The sequence below is a fragment of the Acidobacteriota bacterium genome (assembly GCA_035471785.1).
In the GTDB taxonomy this organism is placed as follows: domain Bacteria; phylum Acidobacteriota; class UBA6911; order RPQK01; family DATIPO01; genus JANQFM01.
Genome location: DATIPQ010000017.1, coordinates 139835 through 158517 on the forward strand (window position 1 = coordinate 139835; position 18683 = coordinate 158517).

Genomic DNA, 18683 nt, shown 5'->3' on the forward strand with positions numbered 1-18683 from the left:
GCGCTTAGATGACTCTCATCAGCACCAGCCGACGTTTCTTAGCAAAAGATGCTCAAAGCTTCTTGTCAAGTCATTTCGGGGCACTGACGCCGTCAGCCCAGGGCCGAGGACATCTCGCGCAGGCCCTTTTCGATGCGTTGCACGACTTCGGGAAGGGAAGGGGCGTCCACCGAGCAAAAGGCGATGCGCAGGTAGTTGGGGGCGATGGACACCAGGCCGGTGTCCTCGTGCTCCAGCAGGTGGAGGCGGACCTGGTTGCTGTCGAGGCTGCATTGGGACGGGAGCTGCAGGAGCGCGAAGCATCCGCTGTTGAAAGGCAGCGGACGGATGATCTCGGGGTCGGCCTCTCGAAGGGCCTGATGAAGCACGTCGTGGCGCTCTTGCAGGCAGCGGCGGACGGCCTCAACCTCGAGCTCGACGTCCGGGTGCTGCAGGCCTTTCAAGAGCAGCAGTTGAGTGGTGGCGGAGGGAGAGCCGACGCCCGAACGCACCAGCGACTTGACCTTGCTTTCCAGGGCTTGGAAGGCGGGCGAGTCGGGGGACAGTCCGAAGGTGAGGAAGCCCACGCGTCCGCCGAAGAAGCTGAATTCCTTGGTGGCCCCGTCCAGCTTGATGGGGATGAGGTTGTCGTGAGCGCCCACCAGCTCCCAAAAGAGCGAACGCCTGGGGATGTCGTCTTGAAAGACCAGTCCGGCGTAGGCGTCGTCGCATACCACTATCAGCGGACGCTCATCAGCCAGCCGCAGCAGCGACCGGCGCACGGCCTGACGCTCTTCTTGAGTGGGCGAGTAGCCCCCGGGGTTGGAGGGCAGGTTGAGCACCGCCAAGGCCGGGCGCCCGTCCTCGGCGTTCTCCAGGCACTCGGCAATGGCTTCGGTGTTGTAGCGTCCCCGGCGGTAGAAAGGCGCCGACAGCACCACTCCTCCCCGGCGCATGGCGAAGGTTTGGCGGTAGTTGCCCCAGAAGGGCGCCGGAACCGCAATCGGCGTCCCCTCGCTGACGAAGAGTTCGCCCACCAGGTTGAGCCCGTGGGTCAGGCCCAGGGTGACCAGAGGCAAGGACGAAGCAACGTCGTCATCGACCTGGCGGCGCTGCCAATCCCTCCAGGCCTGGCGCACCTCAGGACGTCCGGGAGGCGGCGAATAGAGCATGGCCCGGTTGCGCTCTTGCCGCTCCAGTCCCTGCAGGGCCGCGGCGATTGAGGGCAGCGCCAGGATCTCTCCGTGCCCGTTGGTGACCTGTCCGATGGTGGCGTTGAAGGCCTTGCCGCGGGCCTGCTCGGCCTGGACGGGGATGTCGGGCGGGAAAAAGGCCGCTCTCCCCAAGGGAGAAAGACATTGAAAGAGCAGAGGAGCCTCGCGCTCCAGAAGCGAATTGAGTTGTTCCACCGTTTGCGCCATGGCAGCCGATTGTACAGCATGGCGTTGCGGTCCAGAAGAGGGTCGGCCGATGGGGTCATCCAGGCGACCTGCAGGCTCAGGCAAAAAGCTGAGGTGTCACAAATTGTGAGGGGCCTGCCCGACATTTTGTTAGGGCGGCGCGGTAGTCTTTTTGGTAGAGTTGCGGACTTCGAGCAAGGAGCAACCAACGAGGAGCAAGATATGGGACGGGATCGGGCGCTTTCCCTCATACAACCCACCGGCAAGGGCCAACTGCACATCGGCAATTACTTCGGAGCCATCCGCAACTGGGTCAAGCTGCAAGAGCACTACGACTGCATCTTCGGAGCGGTGGATTATCACGCCATCACCGTCGATTTCGATCCCAAGACGCTGCCTCGCCAGTCGATGGACATCATCACCGATTTGATCGCCTGCGGCATCGATCCTCAGCGTTCCACCGTGATGATCCAGTCCCACGTGCCCGAACACACCGAGTTGTGCTGGATCTTCAACTGCGTGGCCGCCTACGGCGACGTGCAGCGCATGACCCAATTCAAGGACAAGGCCGAAGAGCAGGCCTACGTCACCGTGGGCCTCTTCGACTACCCGGTGCTGCAAGCCGCCGACATCCTCATCTACAAGGCCAAGGCGGTCCCCGTGGGCCAGGATCAGGATCAGCACCTGGAACTGACCCGGGGGATCGCCCAGAAGTTCAATACCCGCTTCGGAGAGGTCTTTCCCATCCCCTACACCGGGGCCAAGCTGCGCCACATGCACGACCTCCGGGGAGCCAAGATCGTCTCTCCCGCCGATCCCGAGAAGAAGATGAGCAAGAGCCTGGGAGACAAGCACTGCATCTTCGTGATGGAAGAGGAGAAGGCCATCCGCAAGAAGATCCGCTCGGCGGTTACCGACATGGGTCCGGCCGACGTCAGCGGCGACAAGTCTCCCGGCGTGGCCAACCTGTTTCACCTGCTGGAATTGACCGCGCCCCCGTCGGTGGTGGACGAATTCGAGTCCGCCTACCGCGCCGAGACCCTCAAGTACGTCGAACTCAAAGACGCTGTCTTCGAGCACCTGATGGAGGAGTTGCGTCCGGTGCGGGAGCGCAAGCGGGAACTGGAAAGCGATCCCGAGACGATCCGGACCATTATCCGGGAAGGCAGCGAGAAAGCCCGGCAGATGGCGCGTGAAACCCTGTCCGAGGTGCGCAAGCTGCTGGGCGTAGGCCCCATTTGAGGACCGTTGAGCAGGCCGGGTAGTCGGGCGTCCAAGTGCGAAGTGCGAGTTGCGAACTGCGGAGTGGTTCGGTTGGTACTTGCAACAAACTCGACTTGCAGTTTTCCGTGGGCCTTGCCACTATGAGGCCATGAAGAGACCAAGCACTTGGGTGACGATCACCACGTTGACGGGTTTGAGCCTGGCCATTTTGGCCGGAGCTCAGCAGATGGATGTGACCTTGCCGGCCACGGGGGACGATGAGCTTCCGCCGGCTTTGCTGGGTGAGGACCCGCCCTTGCAGGGGGAATCGGTGGCCTATGATCCTGGGGATTCCCAGGCCATGGGATACCTGGCGCTGCCCGACGAAGCAGGGCCGCATGGCGGAGTCATCTTGATTCATGAGTGGAACGGACTGGTCGACCGCGTCCGGCGGGTGGCCGACGCCCTGGCAGCCGAAGGCTACGTGGCGCTGGCCGCCGACCTCTATTCGGGACGCACCGGCAGCAACCGCGAAGAGAACATGGCGCTGGTGCGGGAGACGCGCTCCAATCCCGAGAGGATGATCGCCAACCTGGACGCCGCCGCGCGCTTCCTCAGGGAACGCGACGACGTCTCCGGCAAGATCGCCGCCATGGGGTGGTGCTTCGGGGGAGGAGTGGCTCTCAGCTACGCGCTGGGAGGCGAAAACCATGAGGGCACGGCGATTTTCTACGGACGTCTGCTGGATGATCCTGAACGGCTCAAGGCCATTTCACACGAAGTCTACGGCACCTTCGCCGCCAACGACAGCGGCATCCCTCCGGCTGACGTCAATTCCTTCGTGGAGGCCCTGCGCCAGGCCGGTATCGAAAACGATGTGCACATTTACGACGACGTCGGGCATGGATTCTGGCTGCATGTCGACGAGGACCCTGAGACCCGCAAGAAGCCGGCATTGGACGCCTGGCAGCGCCTGAAGGCTTACCTGAAACGCACGATCGGCTAGCGACATGGTCCTTGGCCTGGTGTGAGACGCATCCCTGCGGCGATTCTCACTACGGTGGCCGGAAGCCGCCTGAGCAGGTTCTTTTTGTGGTACATCTGCCAGCCGCCACGCAGCATTGCCTCCATGGCCGCAAGGATGCGCCTCACACCAGGCCAAGAAGCCGCCCGGCAGCTTGCAATCAACTGGCCCGGCGGTAGCGGTGGAGGAGGAAGAGGAAGGCCAGGTTGATGGCCAGCACCTGCAGGCTCTCGGCGGCCGTCCACCATACGGGCATGCCCGAGTCGCGGTCGATGAAGAAGATGGTGACGGCGAACGTGCATCCCGCCAGTCCCAGAAAGCGGATGAGGGGCGCGAAACGGTCGATGTCGGTGGAAGCCAGCCACAGCACGCCGCCATGGATGGCGTAGAGAGCCGAGGCCGAACGGGCCAGGTAGACGGCCACGGGCTGCTCGGGAAAGGCGCCCAGTCCAAGAGCTTGGTGAGCGTGGTGCATCCATTGTGATGGCATGATGACGGCGCCTACCGCCAGCAGCATGACCGACCCGCCCACACGCAGCAGTCCGCGCAGCCAGCGGGCGTAGGTCAGTGCAGCCGTTGACTTATACTGGTTCATGACGATTCTCTTGGTCGCTGCGGTCATCTCCCCGAGAACGCTTCAGTGTACGAAAGCTCCCGTCAGGCGTTCAAATTTCAGGAGCAGCAGAACGGCTGGCCCGTCGCCGTCGATAATGTGCGAGAATCGGCCCCATGCGGGTTGGGAGGGACTGGAGATTCTGGGTGGCGACGTGCTTTGGACTGGGGCTGTCGCCGCTGGCGCCGGGCACCGCGGGCGCACTGGTAGGAGTCGCCATTTTCGCAGCCACCCGGCTGTGGGCTCCCCCCGAATGGACGACGCCAATCCTTCTCCTCTCGCTGCTGGCGTTCTGCTGGCTCAACCATCTCCTCACCCCATACGCCGTGCGCCGCTGGAAGAACGGAGACCCCAGCCAATTCGTCCTCGACGAGGTGGCCGGCTACCTGATGACGGTGCTTCTCTTCCGCGGCGGACCCGACCTGGCGGCAACCCTGCTCCTCACCTTTGTGCTGACTCGTCTGATGGACGTCCTCAAAATTCCGCCTGCGCGTCAGTTCGAGCGTCTGCCGGGTTCCTGGGGCATCGTCCTCGACGACCTCATGTCCTCCCTCTACGCTGTCGGGCTCCTGTGGCTGCTGCGTTGGTACTTCCCCAGCCTTTTCGCCTGATGCCGACAGCATGCCCAGCCGGTAAGATAGGGCTATGAAGGCTCTGCGGCTTTTCCTTCTTGCAGCGCTCTCTTGCGGCTTCTTGCAAGGCGAAGATGCGGTCTTCGTCTACCTGACCGGACTGACTTCCGATTCGGCCCGCATCGCCTGGGGGAGGACCAAGGGCGACGGCAACATCATCGGACGCAACGCCCGCCCGCTGGGACGGGTAGAGGTGAGTATCGCCGACCGCACTCTGGTGGAAGAGAAACGCGCCTGGGTGGAAGTCGATGGACTGGAGCCCGATCACAGCTACGACTACCAGGTGCGGCTGGGGCGCCGCCTGCTGGGCCAGGGAACCCTGCGCACCTTCCCCCGGCAGAGCCCCAAAATGGCCTTTTTGCTCATCGGAGACTACGGCAAGGGCAACAAGACCCAGAGAAGCATCGGCCAGGCCATGTGGAAGACCCTGCTGAGCCAGCGTGAGAAAGGCAACCCGGTGCGCTTCGTCCTCACCACCGGCGACAACATCTACGGCAGCTTCCTCTACCGCTTCAAGACCGGAAAACGCGACAGGCACTGGCATAAGCGTTTCTTCGACCCGTTCCGCCAGTTGCTGCCACACGTTCCTTTCTACCCGTCTCTGGGGAACCATGACGGGGACGAAACGGAGAGCGAAGACGATTTTCCCGTCTATGCCGACAACTTCTTTCTTCCGCCCATGGGCAGCCTGGAGGGCTCGACGGCACGCTACTACGGTGTGAGCTTCGCCGGGCTGGCCCTGTTCCTGATTCTCGACAGCACCGAGCACCCCCGGCCGGACGGCGGACGTATTTACGAACAGGGCGGAGCACAGCATGTCTGGCTGCGCCAGGCTCTGGCGTCCTCAAACGTCCCCTGGAAGATCGCCGTCTTCCACAACCCGTCCTACAACGCCGGTCCGCGCTACGGAGAGTCCGAGCCCCGCCTGGACTATCTTGAAGAGCTGTTCGTAGAGAGCGGCGTCGACGTGGTCTTCAACGGGCACGAACACAACTTTCAATCCAGCGACCCCCCGCGGACAGGAGGCATTCTCCACATCATCAGCGGAGGCGGCGCCGAAACCCGCAACAAGAACATCGTCGACGATCTGGAAGAGCACAGCATGGCACTGTGGTCTCCCCAGCCCCACTACCTGCTGGTGGAGATCGAGGAGGGCCGAATGCACATTACCGCGCTTGGGACCGACGCCGCCCCTGTAACCGCCCGCACTCCTGACAACGTCGCCACCCCGGCCCGGATCACCGTCTCTCAGCGACCTTAGGCGCTCAGCCCTGTGCGGGGCGGGAGACGATGATCCGGTTCTCTTCGACACTCACTGGAAAGCTCTGCAAGGGGACGCTGGCCGGACCGCCCAGGATGCGCCCCTGCAAGTCGAAGCGGCCGTCGTGGCAAGGGCAGAAAAGGTCCCTGCTGTCGGAGCGGTATTCCACGGTGCAGCGTCCGTGGGTGCAGTCGGCCGCAACGGCGTAGTAGCGGTTGGGAGCGGCGTGTATCAGCAAGGCCAGAACCGGGCCGAAGCGGAAGGTCTTGGACGAGCCCAAAGGGATCTCGCCGGCTCGCGCGGCCACCACCTGCTCTGGCAGTTGAGGAGGCGAACAGGCAGCGGCAACGCCTATTCCCGCGACCAGTTGCAGCAGGCGGCGGCGGGGCATCTCATGGCTTGAATCTGACATGCGGGCATTTTAGCCAATCGTCCGGGCGGCAGGAAGCGCGGCTGTAAGAGGTGAGGCCCGCGGAAGGCTGAAACCGCCTCCCGCGGGCTATTGCGTTCCGCTTCAAAGACCGTCACTCGGTTTTCGATTCGTCAGCGGATTGACGGGTCATCGGCTGCGGATGGTGATGTTGCCGTTGATGGTTTCGAGCCGCACCGGGTGTCCGCCTCCATTGATCGTCCCCTGGCCGATGACGTAGCGGCGGGGACTGCCCCTGGAGTAGTCCCACTCGGCGGGCCTTTGTTCGGTCAGGGGGAAGTCGCTGATGATGCGGTAGCTCTTGCGGCTGTCGCGCGTGTAGGCGATGCGCACCTCCAGTTGGCCGGCAAAATCGGCGGGAAGATAGAGGGTGACGTCGCCCGAGAGGGAAGACAGGTCGATGTGTTGGTCGCCGCCGCTGCCCAGGATGTGGACTTCCACGTCGCCGCCGTTGGTTGCGGCCTCCACCCATCCGTCCAGGGACTCGATGTAGATGTCCCCGCCCAGGGTGCGGGCGCGGGTAAAACGCGAGGACTGGCGGACGTCGATGTCGCCGCCCATGGTATGCACCGAAGCTCCTTCCGGCGCCTCGTCCACGTCGATGCGTCCGCCCATGGTCGAGATCTGGACGGTGTCGGAACTGGCCGGCACCGATCCGGTCCGGTCGGGTCCGGCCAGGGAGCCGTCACGGCGGCGGACGTTGACATAGCGGACGTTTCCGCCCATGGAACTTCCGCGGACGTCGCCTTCCACGTTGCGGAAGAGCACCTCGCCGCCCATGGTGCGTAAGGATCCGTCCAAGTCGGAATCCTCAAGGTGGATCTCGCCGCCCATAGTCTTCATCTCGGCGCTGCCCCGCACGTTGGTGAAGGACAGTTCGCCGCCCATGGTTTTTCCCGTGAAGCGTCCTTCCACATCGACCACGCTCAGGCCTCCGCCCATGGAATCGAGGTCGATGTCGAATTGGCGCGGCACCCGGATGTTGAATGCCATGTTGCTGGACCAATGACGGGAATTGCGGATGTAGCCTGAACGCACCCGGACTCCGTCTCCGGTCTCTTCGATGTCGATTTGGAAGTCCGAGGGATTGCCGGTCCGAACGTCGTAGCTGACCAGCACTTCATTTCGGTCCCAGCCGATCACCGAGACCGAGCCGCCGGCCTGCAAGTCGAGCACCAGCAGTTGTCCCGGGGAGGCCGGCAGGCGCTTTTCCGGCTGGGCCGGCAGCGAGGTGGCCGTCGCCAGTGCGATGAGGACGGTTAGGGCGCCTAAGCCCGCAGGCGAGAGGCGCTTCGAGTTATGAGCAAACATGGTCAGGTTCCTCCTCTTTTCTATCGGTTCGTAAAAAAAACTTTATGGACAAGTGTTTGAGCAGCCTGGCTTACTCCCGCAACCGGGAGGCCTTAAGCAGAACGGCCCGGTCTCCCCGCTGCTCGATTTCCTCGATGGCTTGGCGCAGGGCATCGGAGCCGACTTGATGTTGGCCCAGGACCTCCAGCGCCATCAGCCGCATCTGCACCGAGGGGTCGTCGCGCAGGGTAGCCAGAAGAGCGTCCTCGACCTGAGGGTCCATGGGCAGGCCGGCCAGGATTGACAGCGCCTTCTGCCGCACGGCCAGGCTTTCGTCGCGGTGCATGGCGAAGGTCAGCGCTTCGCGCACCTTGGGGTCCATGGCTTGAGAGGCCAGCGAGACGGCTTTGAGGCGGGACCCCAGAGCGTCGGGTCCGCGCGCCATCAAGGACTGGGCCAGCACTTCCTTGACCAGGGGCGAATCGACCGGCTCTTCCACTTCGACGTGACGGGTCACGTTGAAGCTGAGGGCCAACCGCTGGCGGGGCAAGGGACGAAAGCTGACGTCCGAGAAAACGAATTGCGATTCCTCCACGTCCGAGAAGTCGTCGTTGCTTTCGGCTTCCGCGCTGATTTCGCGGATGAGGGAGCCGTAGCCGCCCCCAGGCGCCAACTCGAAAGGCTGGGCCGAAACGGTGAGCCGGCCCAGCAGCGCTCCTGTGACAAGCAGCAGGACGGCCGCCGCCGCGGACCACAGAGGCGGGAGTTTCAGGGCGCCCGGACGGCCCGACCCGTCCGCAGGCTGCTGCTGGGGAGAGAGTTCGGATCGCTGGGCGCGCCGGGCCGAGGCGCCTTGCAGCACCCGCCGCCGCATGGCGGCGAAGTCGGACTGGGTAAGGCCCGGCAGCTCTTCTTTGCCTTGGGCCAGTTCACGGTGCAGTTCCAGCAACTGACGACACTCTCGGCATTCCTCGGCGTGGCGGCCCAGGGCCTCCCGTGCCGGACTGCTCAGCGCCTCTCCCGAAAGCAGAGATTCAAAAAGCGGTTGAAAGCTGTCGCAGGAATTCATCAGCAGGCCTCCTTCCGGGCCGCGATCTTGCGCATCTTCTGCAGACTGCGGAAGAGGATGTTCTTAGCCACTCCCTCGCTGCAATCCAAATGGGACGCGATTTCGCGAATGGGCAGGTCTTCGAAATAACGCAGCACGACCGCCGAGCGCTGGCGCGGATTGAGCCGTTCCAGGCAGTTGATCAGCACCTGGCGGCGTTGGCGCTGCATCAGGCGGCCTTCCTGGCCGGGGCCGGGAGCGGCGGCGATCTCTTCGCGCACCGGCTGAGCATGGCGATGACGCTTCTGAGAACGGAGCCAGTTCAGGCTCTCGTTGCCGGCGATGCGCATCAGCCAGGGCTTGAATGAGCCTGTAGAGCGATAAGACCCCAGGTTGCCGTGGGCCTTGAGAAAGACGTTCTGGACCACGTCCATGGCCTGTTCGGGGCATCCCACATAACCGTAGGCTACTGCGAACACCAGGCGTTCGTAGCGCCGCATCAGCCGCTCGAAGGCCACATCCGAACCGCGCAGGATCTCCCTCACCAACTGGTCGTCCTCGTATTCCATCCGTTTATCCAGACACTGGGAGGACGCCGAAAGTTAGCGAGAGATTTTCAGCGGGGATCTTTGGAGGAAGAAGCGGACTCTTCGGCGATCATCTCCTGCAGCCAGCGTTCTACGTCGTCCCGCTGCAGTTCCCCCTCCTGGGGATTGTAGGTGAGGCCTCGCGTGGCGGCCACGCGGTCGATGAAAATGAGGCCTTCCGGGCCGGCGTACTCGTCCTCGGCTTGATAGGCGGTATCTTCCAGGGCTTCGGACAGGGTCACGAAGGAATAGCCCTTTTCTTCCTTGAGGAAAGTGATCAGCTCGTCCAGGAACATGGCGGTGGCGATGCCGCAGCGCAAGAGCAAGATGTGGCGGATGTTGCGTCCGAAAACTTTTTCCGACTGCTGTTCGGCGTACTCCAGGCTCTGGTTGACGTGGGCCAGGAAGAGGCGCTGCAGCCGGGCCACGTTCTCGGGTTCGCGCTCATGCTCCAGGTAGGCGCGGATGAATTGATGGTCCGAGGTCTTCACGGTCACGTGGGCCATCTGGTAGCCGTTGCGCCGCAGCAGGCCGCGCAGGTCTTTGAGCTTGCCTTCGGTGTTGCCGTAGTGCAGTTGGGGCGGGCGGAAGAAGCGGAAAGCGATTCCCTTGAGCCGGCCCAGCCGCGCGATGTCCTTCTGGCCATCCTTGACGTGCTCATAATAGTCGCGGTAGTCGAGCACGTTGTAGTCGACCCGCGAGTAGGATTGGTTGCCCAGTATGAATCCGCGCTCGGCCCAGTCGGTCAGCACCACGTAGAGCATGGGCTGATCGTCGATCTTTTCCTGCACCACGAAGCCGGCGGCGGCAACCTGATGCTCCTCCAGCGTGCGCAAGATCTGGTTGGAGACCTCGCGTGGACGCCAGAAGCCGGAGGGACCGCGGGAGGGCAAATCGTTGAAGGTCAGGGCGATCTTTTTCTCCGCCAAAGCTGCCCCGGTCAAAGCCGTTGCAAGCAGCAGCGCCCACAGCCATGCCCCCAGCCGGCCTCTTCTTTTTCTGCTCCAACTTTTCGCCATTCTCTTCATCATCTTGAAGGCAGGGGTTTCGACAGGACGCAAAATTGAGTATAACATTGTGGGGACAAACTCTTATGGAGACGGGCAGCCGTAGAATCGATGGGGGCGCAGAGTTCCCGGCGCGCTGCTACGCCGCCGCCAGGGGGGACAGGGAGATCTTGGGCGGCCGGCACGACAACCAACTGCAAGGGGTAGGACGCTCATGAGACAGAAAGCAGTGTTCCTGATCATTCCTTTGGCGGCCGCCGCGCTCGCCTTGGCAGCGGCCGGCCGCGCAGAGATGGCGGCTCCCATCCTCAAAACGAGCACGGAGGAGATTGTCTTGACGGCGAGTTTCACCTCCTTCGACCCGGGCGCGGACTACCGCATCGGCGTGGGGGCCCCGGCCCGCACCATCAACGATTACCAGATGGTCCTGGAACAGGCCGACAAACCCATGCCGGTGCGCGAAACCAACTTCGTCCAGGGCTACCTCTCGGCTTGGTTCGGCCTGGAGGAGGTGCCGGCCAAGGGATTCGTCTTCAAGGGCTCGGATGTGAACCCTGATGTCCGGGTGCAGCTTCAGATCACTCTGCCCCGTGCAGAGGCCGACCGTCTGCAGCGGTTCTTTGTCTTCGTAGCCAAGAGTTACGGCCCTGATACCTGGTACCTGGAGGACGGTTCAGAGATACGCAAAGAAAACTGGGAATGACCTCAAGGCGGTCCACGTCGTGGGGGGAATGAGGTCCTGAGCGCAGGACCGACGCATGCAGACTCTGCTCGATCTTCTCGATCGCATGAACGCCCTGGGCGGGCGTGAAGCTCTTCTTTACTACAACGGCTATCGGACGTGGCGGCTCGGCTACGACGAATTGCGCCACCAGATCGCCTGCCTGGCAGACTATCTGCGGTCTCAAGGGGTGGGACGCGGCGATCGGGTGCTGCTGTGGAGCGAGAACCGGCCCGAATGGGTGGCTTCCTTCTGGGCCTGCCTTTGCCTGGGAGCGGTCGTCGTTCCTCTTGATTTTCGGTCCTCCCCCTCCTTCGTGGGCCGCATCCGCAAGCAGACCCAGGGCTGCATTCTTCTTCACGGAAGCCGGGTGGACGGGCCTGCCAGCCACATCAGCCCCCGCTTTTGTCTGGACGAGGCCGTCCGTCTGCCCCGCGCCACCCGCCTGCTTTTGACGCCGGCCCAGCCTGAGGACGTGGTCGAGATCGTCTACACTTCGGGCACCACGGGACAGCCCAAGGGGGTGGTTCACCGGCATCGCAACATCTGCTCCAATCTGCGTCCCTTCGCCCGCGAGATCGCGCCCTACCGCAAGTACGCCTGGCCCTTCCAGCCCATCCGTCTGCTCGACCTGCTGCCCCTCAGCCACATGTTCGGCCAGTCGCTGGGACTCTTCATCCCAGTGCTGCTGGGCGGTTCCGCGGTGTTCAGCGACGACCTCCATCCAGCTTCGCTGACCCGACTGGTGAGGCGCCGGCGCGTGTCGGCGCTGGTTTGCGTCCCCCGCATCGCCCAAACCCTGCAGACTTACCTGCAGCGCAACCTGCCCATGCCGCCCCGGCGCTCCCATGGGGGCGGTTGGAAAGGCGTATTTGAGCGCTGGTGGAACGCCCGCGGCATCCACAGCGCGCTGGGCTGGAAGTTCTGGGCGCTGGTGGTGGGCGGAGCCGAGGTCGACGCTTCCATCGAGTCCTTCTGGGGCAGCCTGGGATACGCCGTGGTGCAGGGCTATGGGATGACGGAGACTTCGCCGGTAGTGGCCGTCAACCATCCTTTCCGCAGCCGCCCCGGATCGATCGGCAGCGTGCTGCCGGGACAGCAGGTCCGGCTCAGCCAGGAGGGAGAGATCCTGGTCAAGGGAGACTCGGTGGTCAGCGAGTACCTGGGAGCCGGAGGCGAAAGGGAACTGACGGCTGAGGACGGCTGGCTGCACACGGGCGACCTGGGCGAATTCGATGAAGAAGGCCGCCTCTACTACCGGGGACGCAAGAAAGACCTGATCGTGACCTCCGAGGGACTCAACGTTCATCCCGGTGACGTGGAGAGGGCCCTGGAGGAGAGTCCCGAGGTGCGTTATGCCGTGGCAGTGCCTGGCCGCATCGAGGGCGGGGAAGCAGTCCATGCCGCCATCATCCCCTCAAGTGCCCAGGCCGACTTGGCCGAGGCCGTCCGCCAAGCCAACGCCCGGCTCGAACCTCATCAACGCGTCCGCAGTTGGTCTCGCTGGCCCGGCGAGGACTTCCCCCGCACCTCCTCCACTTTCAAGGTCCAGCGGGGCAAAGTCGCCGAAGCCGTGGAAGAGCAGATGCGGGGGCCCACTCCCGCCCAGTCCGGGGACTCTCCTCTGGAGGCCGCTTTGCGCCGGATCAGCGGGCAGGATACCGCCGGATTGAGCGACGAAACCCGCCTGGAGAAGGAATTGGGGCTCTCTTCACTGGACCGCATCGAACTGATGTCGGCCTTGGAAGAAGCCTACGGCGTGCGCCTGTCCGAGGAACGCTTGGCCCGAACCGATACGCTCGGCGAGCTGCGCGCCTGGCTGCGTTCTCTGCGCCCCGGCACGGCACCAGGCCGCCGTGCCGACACCTCCCAACAACCTCTCCCCGCTCAGCCGGAGACATCCCCAGAGCCCGTCTCCTCTCGGGAGAGCCGGGCGCCGGCCTCCGAGACCCTCGAGTCCCCGGGCGGAACCGGGCTGCTGGGATGGCACGGGCCTCTCATCAAGATCCCCCGGGTGCTGGCTGACGAACTGATCGTCTTCCATTTCTTTCAAAAGTTGGCGCGAATGCAGGTGGAGGGCCTGCACCATCTTGGCGGCCTCTCCGGCCCCGTCATCTTTGCCGCCAACCACAACAGCCACCTCGACACTCCGGCCCTGGCCCTGGCCTTGCCCTTCACATGGCGTTACCGCCTGGCTCCGGCCATGGCCAAAGAGCATTTCCTGCCTCTTTACCGTCCTGACGACTACGGCCTCAAGCGGCGGGTTGCGGCCATTTGGTTCTACTTGCTGTCGCGGGGCCTCTTCAACGCCTATCCTCTGCCCCAGCGCATGGGCGGCGTGCGCAAGACCTTGCGCCAAACCGGACTCCTGGTCGAGACAGGCTACTGCCCGCTCATCTTCCCCGAAGGGGGACGCAGCGACGACGGAGAGATAAAAGCCTTCCAGCCCGGGGTGGGCATGATGGCCATAGAGATGAAGCTGCCGGTGGTCCCGGTCCATCTGCGGGGACTCTTCGAGATCTACAACAAGCACGCAAGCCGCCCCAAGGCGGGCTTCGTCACCGTCCGTTTCGGCCCTCCTCTGCACTTCCCCTGCTCGGGCGACCCCCGCCAAGCGGCGGCCCGGGTCGAAGAGGCGGTGCGGCGATTGGCCTCAAAGCGCAACTCTTGAAAGCCTCTCGCATCCCAGCCTGCGACCAGGGGAGACGAATTGGATTCCGCTTGCGAATGTGCCACAATGGATGGCCGCAATCTTTGATTGGGAGGATTTCGATGAAGATCATTCGTTACGCAGTGCTGACCGGCTTGCTGGCCCTGTTGGGGGGATGGGCCGTAGCTCAGCAGCAAGGGCAGGAACCGCAGCAAGAGGGCCAGCAGGAAGGGCAGCCGGCGCAAGAAGAGGCGGCTGAAGTGCCGCTGCCTCCCCGCAAGGTGGGCGAGGTGCGCACTCAGGCCGAAATGGATGCCTGGAACGCCGTGGCCAACGCAGCCAAGCCCGAGCAAGCAGACATGGCCCGGTCCTTTCTGGAACAGTTTCCCGACAGCGGCATGACTCCGCACGCTCACTACGTCATCGCCATGTCGGCCTTCGCCCAAAACGACTTCCCCACCTTCATGATGCATGGCGAGCAGGCCCTTGAAGAGTTGCCTCAAGCGGTCGACTTGGCCAGTCAATTGGCCTTCTACTACGCCGAAACCAAAGAGTTCGACAAGGCTCAGATGCTGGCCGGCAAGGTCACCGCGACCTTGGACGACGAGCAGGCCGGCGCCAACTTCCAACCCCAGCAGCGCGACCAGTTGCTGGGTGCGGCCCACTTCGCCATCGGACGTTCTCAGTTGGGCGAGTACATGGCCTCGCGGGAGAACCCGGAGAAGCTCGATGAGGCTATCGAGCATCTGGAGATGGCCGCCCAACTGAATCCCACCGACGACTACGCCTACTACCGCCTGGGAAGCGCCTACCGACAGAAGAACGAAGCCAACCAGTGCATCAAGTATTTCGCTTTGGCAGCAGCCACCGGCACGGCCGTGGGCAACGCCGCCATGCAGAGTCTGGAAGAGATTTACGGACTCTTGAACAAGGATGTGAGCCAGATCGAGGCTCGCGTCCAGGAAGCCCAACAGACGCTGAGAGAGAACGTGGCCGCCAAGCAGAAGCAATGGGCCGAGGAGGCGGCCGCCCGTGCCGCCGCTCAGACGCCTCCGCCTTCTGAAGGCGCCGCTTCGCCTCCTCCCGGCAGCGCTTCCGAGCCGCCGCCTTCCAGGTGACCCTATTTCGTGGCCGTCCCCCGGCCGGGGGGCGGCCAGGAGCCTTTGCGGGCAATGAACTGGCTGGAAAAATTCCGCGGAGCGCTTGCCAATCCTCCAACCGCCGCCATCGCCGTCTCACAACCCGGCCCGGAGCGTATCTCTCAGTTGCGCCGTCTGGAAGAAGCGCTGGGATACCGTTTCAAAAACTATGCTCTTCTCGACCAGGCCTTGACTCACCGCTCCTACCTGCATGACGCAGGCAACCGCTCCGATTCGGGCGATTACGAGGCGCTGGAGTTCTTCGGCGATACGGTGGTGGGTTTGGTTGTCAGCGAGGCTCTTTTTCGCGACTATCCCACTCTGCGCGAGGGTGGGCTCTCCAAGCTCAAGGCCCATCTGGTTTCGGCCCGTCAACTGAGTCGCCTTTCCCTCGAGATCGGATTGGCCGATTACCTGCTGCTGAGCCATGGAGAAGAGAAGACCGGCGGCCGCAAGAAGCGCGCCATCCTGGCCGACATTTTCGAGAGCGTGACCGCCGCCATCTATCTGGACGGCGGGTTGGAAGCGGCGCGGCGCTTTCTCCTCAGGCGTTTCGCCCCGTTGCTGGAGGAAATCGATCCGGCGCGGGTCAAGGTTAGGGATTTCAAGAGTGCTTTGCAGGAAAGCCTCCACAGCCTGGGACGAAACGAACCCAATTACCGGGTGGTCAGGGAGAGCGGCCCCGACCACCGCAAGGAATTTGTCGTCGAGGTGGTGTCCGCGGGCAAGTCGCTGGCCCGGGGGCAAGGCCGTTCCAAAAAGGAAGCCGAGCAGGAAGCCGCCCGCGCCGCCCTGGAGCTCTTCAGTCAACAAATGGCGGCGGCCCGCAGACCGGGATGACGCGGCGCCTTTATCGTGCTTTTACTGAACGTCCCCCGGCTTTTCGGCGTCTGTTCTTTAGTATCGGGCCGCTGTCGGCGGCCTGATGGCGGGCAGGGGCTTCATTTGAACCATCGGGGGCCGTTTTGACTCAAACGAGGCTGGCTCGCTATGATGGGAGTTTCGGGGGCTGAGCCTTTTTTGCCGACCGGTGCGGCTCAAGCCGGCGGTGTGATCACATAGAGCATTCTGGAGGATCGAGAAAGTGGTACTAGCGATTGGCTGGTTGTTTAACCTGATCCAGGACGGAGGGGCGATGATGTACGCCCTGATCATCTGTTCTCTGGTGGGTCTGTTTTACATCATCGAGCGCGCCATCGCCTATGCGCGAATCAAGGGCGACACGGGTGAGATCTTTTCCGCCGTACGCGAAGACCTGCTGGGCGGCGACCTGCGCCAGGCCGTAGAGGTCTGCGAGAGCTACGACCACCCCGTCTCCACCACGCTCAAGTCCGGCCTGCTGCGCTATGGAAAGAGCAGCGAAGAGATCGAGAAGGCCATGGAATCGGTGGCCCTGCACGAAGTGTCCAAACTGGAACGGGGACTGTGGGTCCTGCTGACGGTAGCCAACATCGCTCCACTCTTCGGGTTTTTGGGAACCGTCATCGGTATGATTCTGGCTTTCGACGCTCTCTCCGAGCAGGGGCTGGGCAACCCTCAGGCCGTGGGCCAGGGCATCTCCCAGGCCCTGATCACCACCGCTACCGGCCTGGCCATCGCCCTTCCGGTGCAAACCGCCTACAATTACTTCAACAGCCGCGTTTCCAACTTTGCCCTCGATATGGAGACCAGCACGTCGATGCTGCTGGAGACCTTCAGCGAGATTGAAGAGTCGCCCACCAAGGTTGCGGCCGCGGGGAGACAATGAAGCGCCGTATCCACAGAGCTCAGGCCGCGCCGGTGGTTCCCACGGCGTCGATGGCCGACATCGCCTTTTTGCTCATCATCTTCTTCATGCTCACCACCAGTTTCTCGCCTGACCGCACCCAGGTGGGGCTGCCCTCTTCGGTGATGCGCGAGCAGGTGCGCGAGAATCCGGCCATCGTAGCCATTACTAGTGACGGCACAGTGCTGTTCTCCAACGGCGAGAGCCAGTCGGAACCCGTCCTCTCCATGGACGAATTGCAGAACCAGGCCGAACAGGTCATCGCCGTCTTTGCCGACACCGAGTTCGTCATCAAGGCCGACCGCGAGGCGCGCTACGAGTTCATCGACAAGGTGCTGGAAGCTTTGCGCAACGCCGGGGTGCAGAACATCGGCCTGCTCACCACCCAGCAGGTGGGAGAGGACGAATTCCCTATCCCCGAGGCCGACCAGGAGGAACCCTCCGCCGGTTCAGAGGAGGGCGGCAATGGATAGATTGCGCTTGAAGGACAGACGGCGGCTAAGGAACGTGCCCGAGATCCCCACCTCCTCGATGGCCGACATCGCCTTTCTGCTCATCATCTTCTTCATGTTGACGGCCGTCTTCACTTCCCGGCAGGGTCTGCGCTTCGGATATCCCGAACAAGATCCCACCAATGTGCAACCTAAAGAGTCGGTCCTCATCAAGATTGAAGGAGAGGGACGCTATGTGGTCAACGACGAAGCGATGAGCTTGCAGGTCCTGGGCAGTTACATTCAGACGGTCAGGGACACCAATCCCGAGAAGCCCTTCATCATTCGTCCGCGAGCCGAGGTCCCCTACTCCGAGATGGTGAAAGTCTTTGACTTGCTGCGCCGGCTGGGAGTGGAGAACGTTTCCATCCCGACCCAGTCGGAAGTCGATGCCTGGAAGGCCTACGGCTACTTCGAGTAGCCGCCCTTGCCGGCCCCGCGGGTCCAAAGACCGCCCAGCCGAGGAGACCGACATGACACTCTTGCGCTCAGTCATCAGCAGCCTCTTGATTTCTCTGCTCTGTGCCACCGCCGCGTTGGCCCAAGGAGATTTCCAGAAGGGGCTTTCCTACTATAAGCAGGGCAAGTATCGGGAGGCCATCGCCGAGTTCGAACCCATCGTGGAGGCCAATCCCGAATACGAGGACGGCTACCGCATCCTCGGCCACAGCTACCTGCAGACGCGCCAGTTCGAAAAGTCCATCCAGGCCTTCCGCAAGGCCATGGAACTGAAGGAAGACAACCTGGGGACCTATCTGGGTCTGGCCAACGCCTACTACAACGCCGGACGCTACAGCGACGCCATCGCCGTGCTCCTGCGGGGCGAACGCTATGCCGCCAACAGCCGCCAGCGCCTTCCCATCTACCGCCTGCGCGGATCGTCCTACTTCAACGAGGGACAGTACTCCGAAGCCATCGATGAGTTGGAAAAGGCCCAGGGCATCGCCCGCGGCGGAGCCAGCGACATCCTGCAGTTGGGATTGTCTCACTACCAACTGAAAAACTACGACAAGGCCGAGCAGTACCTGCGCCAGGCCAAGGCGCTTGATCCGTCCAACCCGCAGGCTCAGAAGTTTCTCGACCGCCTCTCCTTCGACCGCGCCATTCAGGCCCTCTCCAACAAGCAGGCTGGACGCGCCATCCCCTTGCTGGAGGAATACGTCGGATCCAATCCTCAGGACGGTGAGGCCTGGTACAACCTGGGTGAAGCCTATCTGCTGACCAAGCGCAACTCGGACGCCGAGAGCGCTTTCCTCAACGCCGCCAAGTACCTGCCCCAGCGCTGGCAGATTCAGGAGCGTCTGGGCTACATCTATGAGATCACCGGTAAGTACCGCAAGTCTTTGCAGGCCTACGAGAAGGCCTACCAGGCGGCGCAGAGCGCCGAACTGAAGGAGTCGGTAGACCGCCTCAAGGAACGCATCAAGCGGGAATCGAGCTAAG

The 18683-nt window shown here is 63.0% G+C and carries 19 protein-coding genes; 12 read left to right on the forward strand and 7 right to left on the reverse strand.

Translation table 11 applies throughout. The features are described from left to right. Positions 1-92 precede the first annotated feature (92 nt). The gene (locus VLU25_02890) at positions 93-1400 is read right to left on the reverse strand and encodes an aminotransferase class I/II-fold pyridoxal phosphate-dependent enzyme (protein ID HSR66864.1); all 1308 of its coding nucleotides are present in this window, start codon (positions 1398-1400) and stop codon (positions 93-95) included. Positions 1401-1601: 201 nt separating this feature from the next. Here VLU25_02890 and trpS point away from each other — a divergent pair, with 201 nt between their 5' ends. Next, positions 1602-2621 carry a tryptophan--tRNA ligase gene (gene trpS, locus VLU25_02895; GenBank protein ID HSR66865.1) on the forward strand — a complete coding sequence of 340 codons (1020 nt, stop codon included), beginning with the start codon at positions 1602-1604 and terminating at the stop codon, positions 2619-2621. A gap of 130 nt (positions 2622-2751) precedes the next feature. Then, on the forward strand, positions 2752-3588 hold the full coding sequence (locus VLU25_02900) for a dienelactone hydrolase family protein (protein HSR66866.1): 837 nt from the start codon (positions 2752-2754) through the stop codon (positions 3586-3588). A gap of 178 nt (positions 3589-3766) precedes the next feature. Here the strand turns inward: VLU25_02900 and VLU25_02905 are convergent, their stop codons facing one another. Next, positions 3767-4201 carry a hypothetical protein gene (locus VLU25_02905; protein HSR66867.1) on the reverse strand — a complete coding sequence of 145 codons (435 nt, stop codon included), beginning with the start codon at positions 4199-4201 and terminating at the stop codon, positions 3767-3769. A gap of 164 nt (positions 4202-4365) precedes the next feature. Here VLU25_02905 and VLU25_02910 point away from each other — a divergent pair, with 164 nt between their 5' ends. Together VLU25_02910 and VLU25_02915 are read left to right on the forward strand one after the other, a co-directional pair. Continuing rightward, on the forward strand, positions 4366-4830 hold the full coding sequence (locus VLU25_02910) for a phosphatidylglycerophosphatase A (protein HSR66868.1): 465 nt from the start codon (positions 4366-4368) through the stop codon (positions 4828-4830). Positions 4831-4864: 34 nt separating this feature from the next. Next, the gene (locus VLU25_02915; GenBank protein ID HSR66869.1) at positions 4865-6112 is read left to right on the forward strand and encodes a metallophosphoesterase; all 1248 of its coding nucleotides are present in this window, start codon (positions 4865-4867) and stop codon (positions 6110-6112) included. Positions 6113-6116: 4 nt separating this feature from the next. Here the strand turns inward: VLU25_02915 and VLU25_02920 are convergent, their stop codons facing one another. From VLU25_02920 to VLU25_02940, 5 genes are all read right to left on the reverse strand, one after another. Then, entirely contained in the window at positions 6117-6524 is a 408-nt protein-coding gene (locus VLU25_02920; protein ID HSR66870.1) for a Rieske (2Fe-2S) protein, read from the reverse strand. 147 nt (positions 6525-6671) lie between these two features. Beyond that, a complete protein-coding gene (locus VLU25_02925) occupies positions 6672-7853 on the reverse strand; it encodes a DUF4097 family beta strand repeat-containing protein (protein HSR66871.1) in 1182 nt (393 codons plus the stop codon). A gap of 70 nt (positions 7854-7923) precedes the next feature. Next, the gene (locus tag VLU25_02930) at positions 7924-8901 is read right to left on the reverse strand and encodes a hypothetical protein (protein ID HSR66872.1); all 978 of its coding nucleotides are present in this window, start codon (positions 8899-8901) and stop codon (positions 7924-7926) included. Continuing rightward, positions 8901-9449: an RNA polymerase sigma factor gene (locus tag VLU25_02935; protein ID HSR66873.1), complete on the reverse strand. Its 549-nt coding sequence runs from the start codon at positions 9447-9449 to the stop codon at positions 8901-8903. The genes VLU25_02930 and VLU25_02935 overlap by 1 nt, the downstream gene beginning before the upstream one ends. Positions 9450-9496: 47 nt before the next feature. Beyond that, on the reverse strand, positions 9497-10486 hold the full coding sequence (locus VLU25_02940) for a polysaccharide deacetylase family protein (protein ID HSR66874.1): 990 nt from the start codon (positions 10484-10486) through the stop codon (positions 9497-9499). 202 nt (positions 10487-10688) lie between these two features. Between VLU25_02940 and VLU25_02945 the strand changes: the two genes are divergently transcribed. The 8 genes from VLU25_02945 to VLU25_02980 all read left to right on the forward strand — a co-directional run bounded on the left by VLU25_02945 (position 10689) and on the right by VLU25_02980 (position 18682). After that, a complete protein-coding gene (locus tag VLU25_02945; GenBank protein HSR66875.1) occupies positions 10689-11177 on the forward strand; it encodes a hypothetical protein in 489 nt (162 codons plus the stop codon). Between the two features lie 55 nt (positions 11178-11232). Continuing rightward, complete coding sequence (locus VLU25_02950; protein HSR66876.1) at positions 11233-13866, forward strand: AMP-binding protein; 2634 nt, start codon at positions 11233-11235, stop codon at positions 13864-13866. Positions 13867-13967: 101 nt separating this feature from the next. Further along, positions 13968-14963: a tetratricopeptide repeat protein gene (locus tag VLU25_02955; protein HSR66877.1), complete on the forward strand. Its 996-nt coding sequence runs from the start codon at positions 13968-13970 to the stop codon at positions 14961-14963. A gap of 54 nt (positions 14964-15017) precedes the next feature. Then, positions 15018-15824 carry a ribonuclease III gene (gene rnc, locus VLU25_02960; protein HSR66878.1) on the forward strand — a complete coding sequence of 269 codons (807 nt, stop codon included), beginning with the start codon at positions 15018-15020 and terminating at the stop codon, positions 15822-15824. A gap of 244 nt (positions 15825-16068) precedes the next feature. Beyond that, the gene (locus VLU25_02965) at positions 16069-16731 is read left to right on the forward strand and encodes a MotA/TolQ/ExbB proton channel family protein (GenBank protein ID HSR66879.1); all 663 of its coding nucleotides are present in this window, start codon (positions 16069-16071) and stop codon (positions 16729-16731) included. Beyond that, positions 16728-17222, forward strand: coding sequence for a biopolymer transporter ExbD (locus VLU25_02970; protein ID HSR66880.1), 495 nt, complete (start codon positions 16728-16730; stop codon positions 17220-17222). The genes VLU25_02965 and VLU25_02970 overlap by 4 nt, the downstream gene beginning before the upstream one ends. Next, positions 17215-17661: a biopolymer transporter ExbD gene (locus tag VLU25_02975; GenBank protein ID HSR66881.1), complete on the forward strand. Its 447-nt coding sequence runs from the start codon at positions 17215-17217 to the stop codon at positions 17659-17661. Before VLU25_02970 ends, VLU25_02975 begins: the two co-directional genes overlap by 8 nt. Before the next feature lie 52 nt (positions 17662-17713). After that, the gene (locus VLU25_02980) at positions 17714-18682 is read left to right on the forward strand and encodes a tetratricopeptide repeat protein (GenBank protein ID HSR66882.1); all 969 of its coding nucleotides are present in this window, start codon (positions 17714-17716) and stop codon (positions 18680-18682) included. The last annotated feature ends 1 nt before the right edge of the window (position 18683 follow it).

Excerpts from the sequence above, each read along its gene's own strand:
- VLU25_02890 (HSR66864.1), bottom strand. The coding sequence starts at position 1,400 with ATGGCGCAAACGGTGGAACAACTCAATTCGCTTCTGGAGCGCGAGGCT.
- trpS (HSR66865.1), top strand. The coding sequence starts at position 1,602 with ATGGGACGGGATCGGGCGCTTTCCCTCATACAACCCACCGGCAAGGGC.
- VLU25_02900 (HSR66866.1), top strand. The coding sequence starts at position 2,752 with ATGAAGAGACCAAGCACTTGGGTGACGATCACCACGTTGACGGGTTTG.
- VLU25_02905 (HSR66867.1), bottom strand. The coding sequence starts at position 4,201 with ATGAACCAGTATAAGTCAACGGCTGCACTGACCTACGCCCGCTGGCTG.
- VLU25_02915 (HSR66869.1), top strand. The coding sequence starts at position 4,865 with ATGAAGGCTCTGCGGCTTTTCCTTCTTGCAGCGCTCTCTTGCGGCTTC.
- VLU25_02920 (HSR66870.1), bottom strand. The coding sequence starts at position 6,524 with ATGTCAGATTCAAGCCATGAGATGCCCCGCCGCCGCCTGCTGCAACTG.
- VLU25_02925 (HSR66871.1), bottom strand. The coding sequence starts at position 7,853 with ATGTTTGCTCATAACTCGAAGCGCCTCTCGCCTGCGGGCTTAGGCGCC.
- VLU25_02930 (HSR66872.1), bottom strand. The coding sequence starts at position 8,901 with ATGAATTCCTGCGACAGCTTTCAACCGCTTTTTGAATCTCTGCTTTCG.
- VLU25_02935 (HSR66873.1), bottom strand. The coding sequence starts at position 9,449 with ATGGAATACGAGGACGACCAGTTGGTGAGGGAGATCCTGCGCGGTTCG.
- VLU25_02940 (HSR66874.1), bottom strand. The coding sequence starts at position 10,486 with ATGGCGAAAAGTTGGAGCAGAAAAAGAAGAGGCCGGCTGGGGGCATGG.
- VLU25_02945 (HSR66875.1), top strand. The coding sequence starts at position 10,689 with ATGAGACAGAAAGCAGTGTTCCTGATCATTCCTTTGGCGGCCGCCGCG.
- VLU25_02950 (HSR66876.1), top strand. The coding sequence starts at position 11,233 with ATGCAGACTCTGCTCGATCTTCTCGATCGCATGAACGCCCTGGGCGGG.
- VLU25_02955 (HSR66877.1), top strand. The coding sequence starts at position 13,968 with ATGAAGATCATTCGTTACGCAGTGCTGACCGGCTTGCTGGCCCTGTTG.
- rnc (HSR66878.1), top strand. The coding sequence starts at position 15,018 with ATGAACTGGCTGGAAAAATTCCGCGGAGCGCTTGCCAATCCTCCAACC.
- VLU25_02970 (HSR66880.1), top strand. The coding sequence starts at position 16,728 with ATGAAGCGCCGTATCCACAGAGCTCAGGCCGCGCCGGTGGTTCCCACG.
- VLU25_02975 (HSR66881.1), top strand. The coding sequence starts at position 17,215 with ATGGATAGATTGCGCTTGAAGGACAGACGGCGGCTAAGGAACGTGCCC.
- VLU25_02980 (HSR66882.1), top strand. The coding sequence starts at position 17,714 with ATGACACTCTTGCGCTCAGTCATCAGCAGCCTCTTGATTTCTCTGCTC.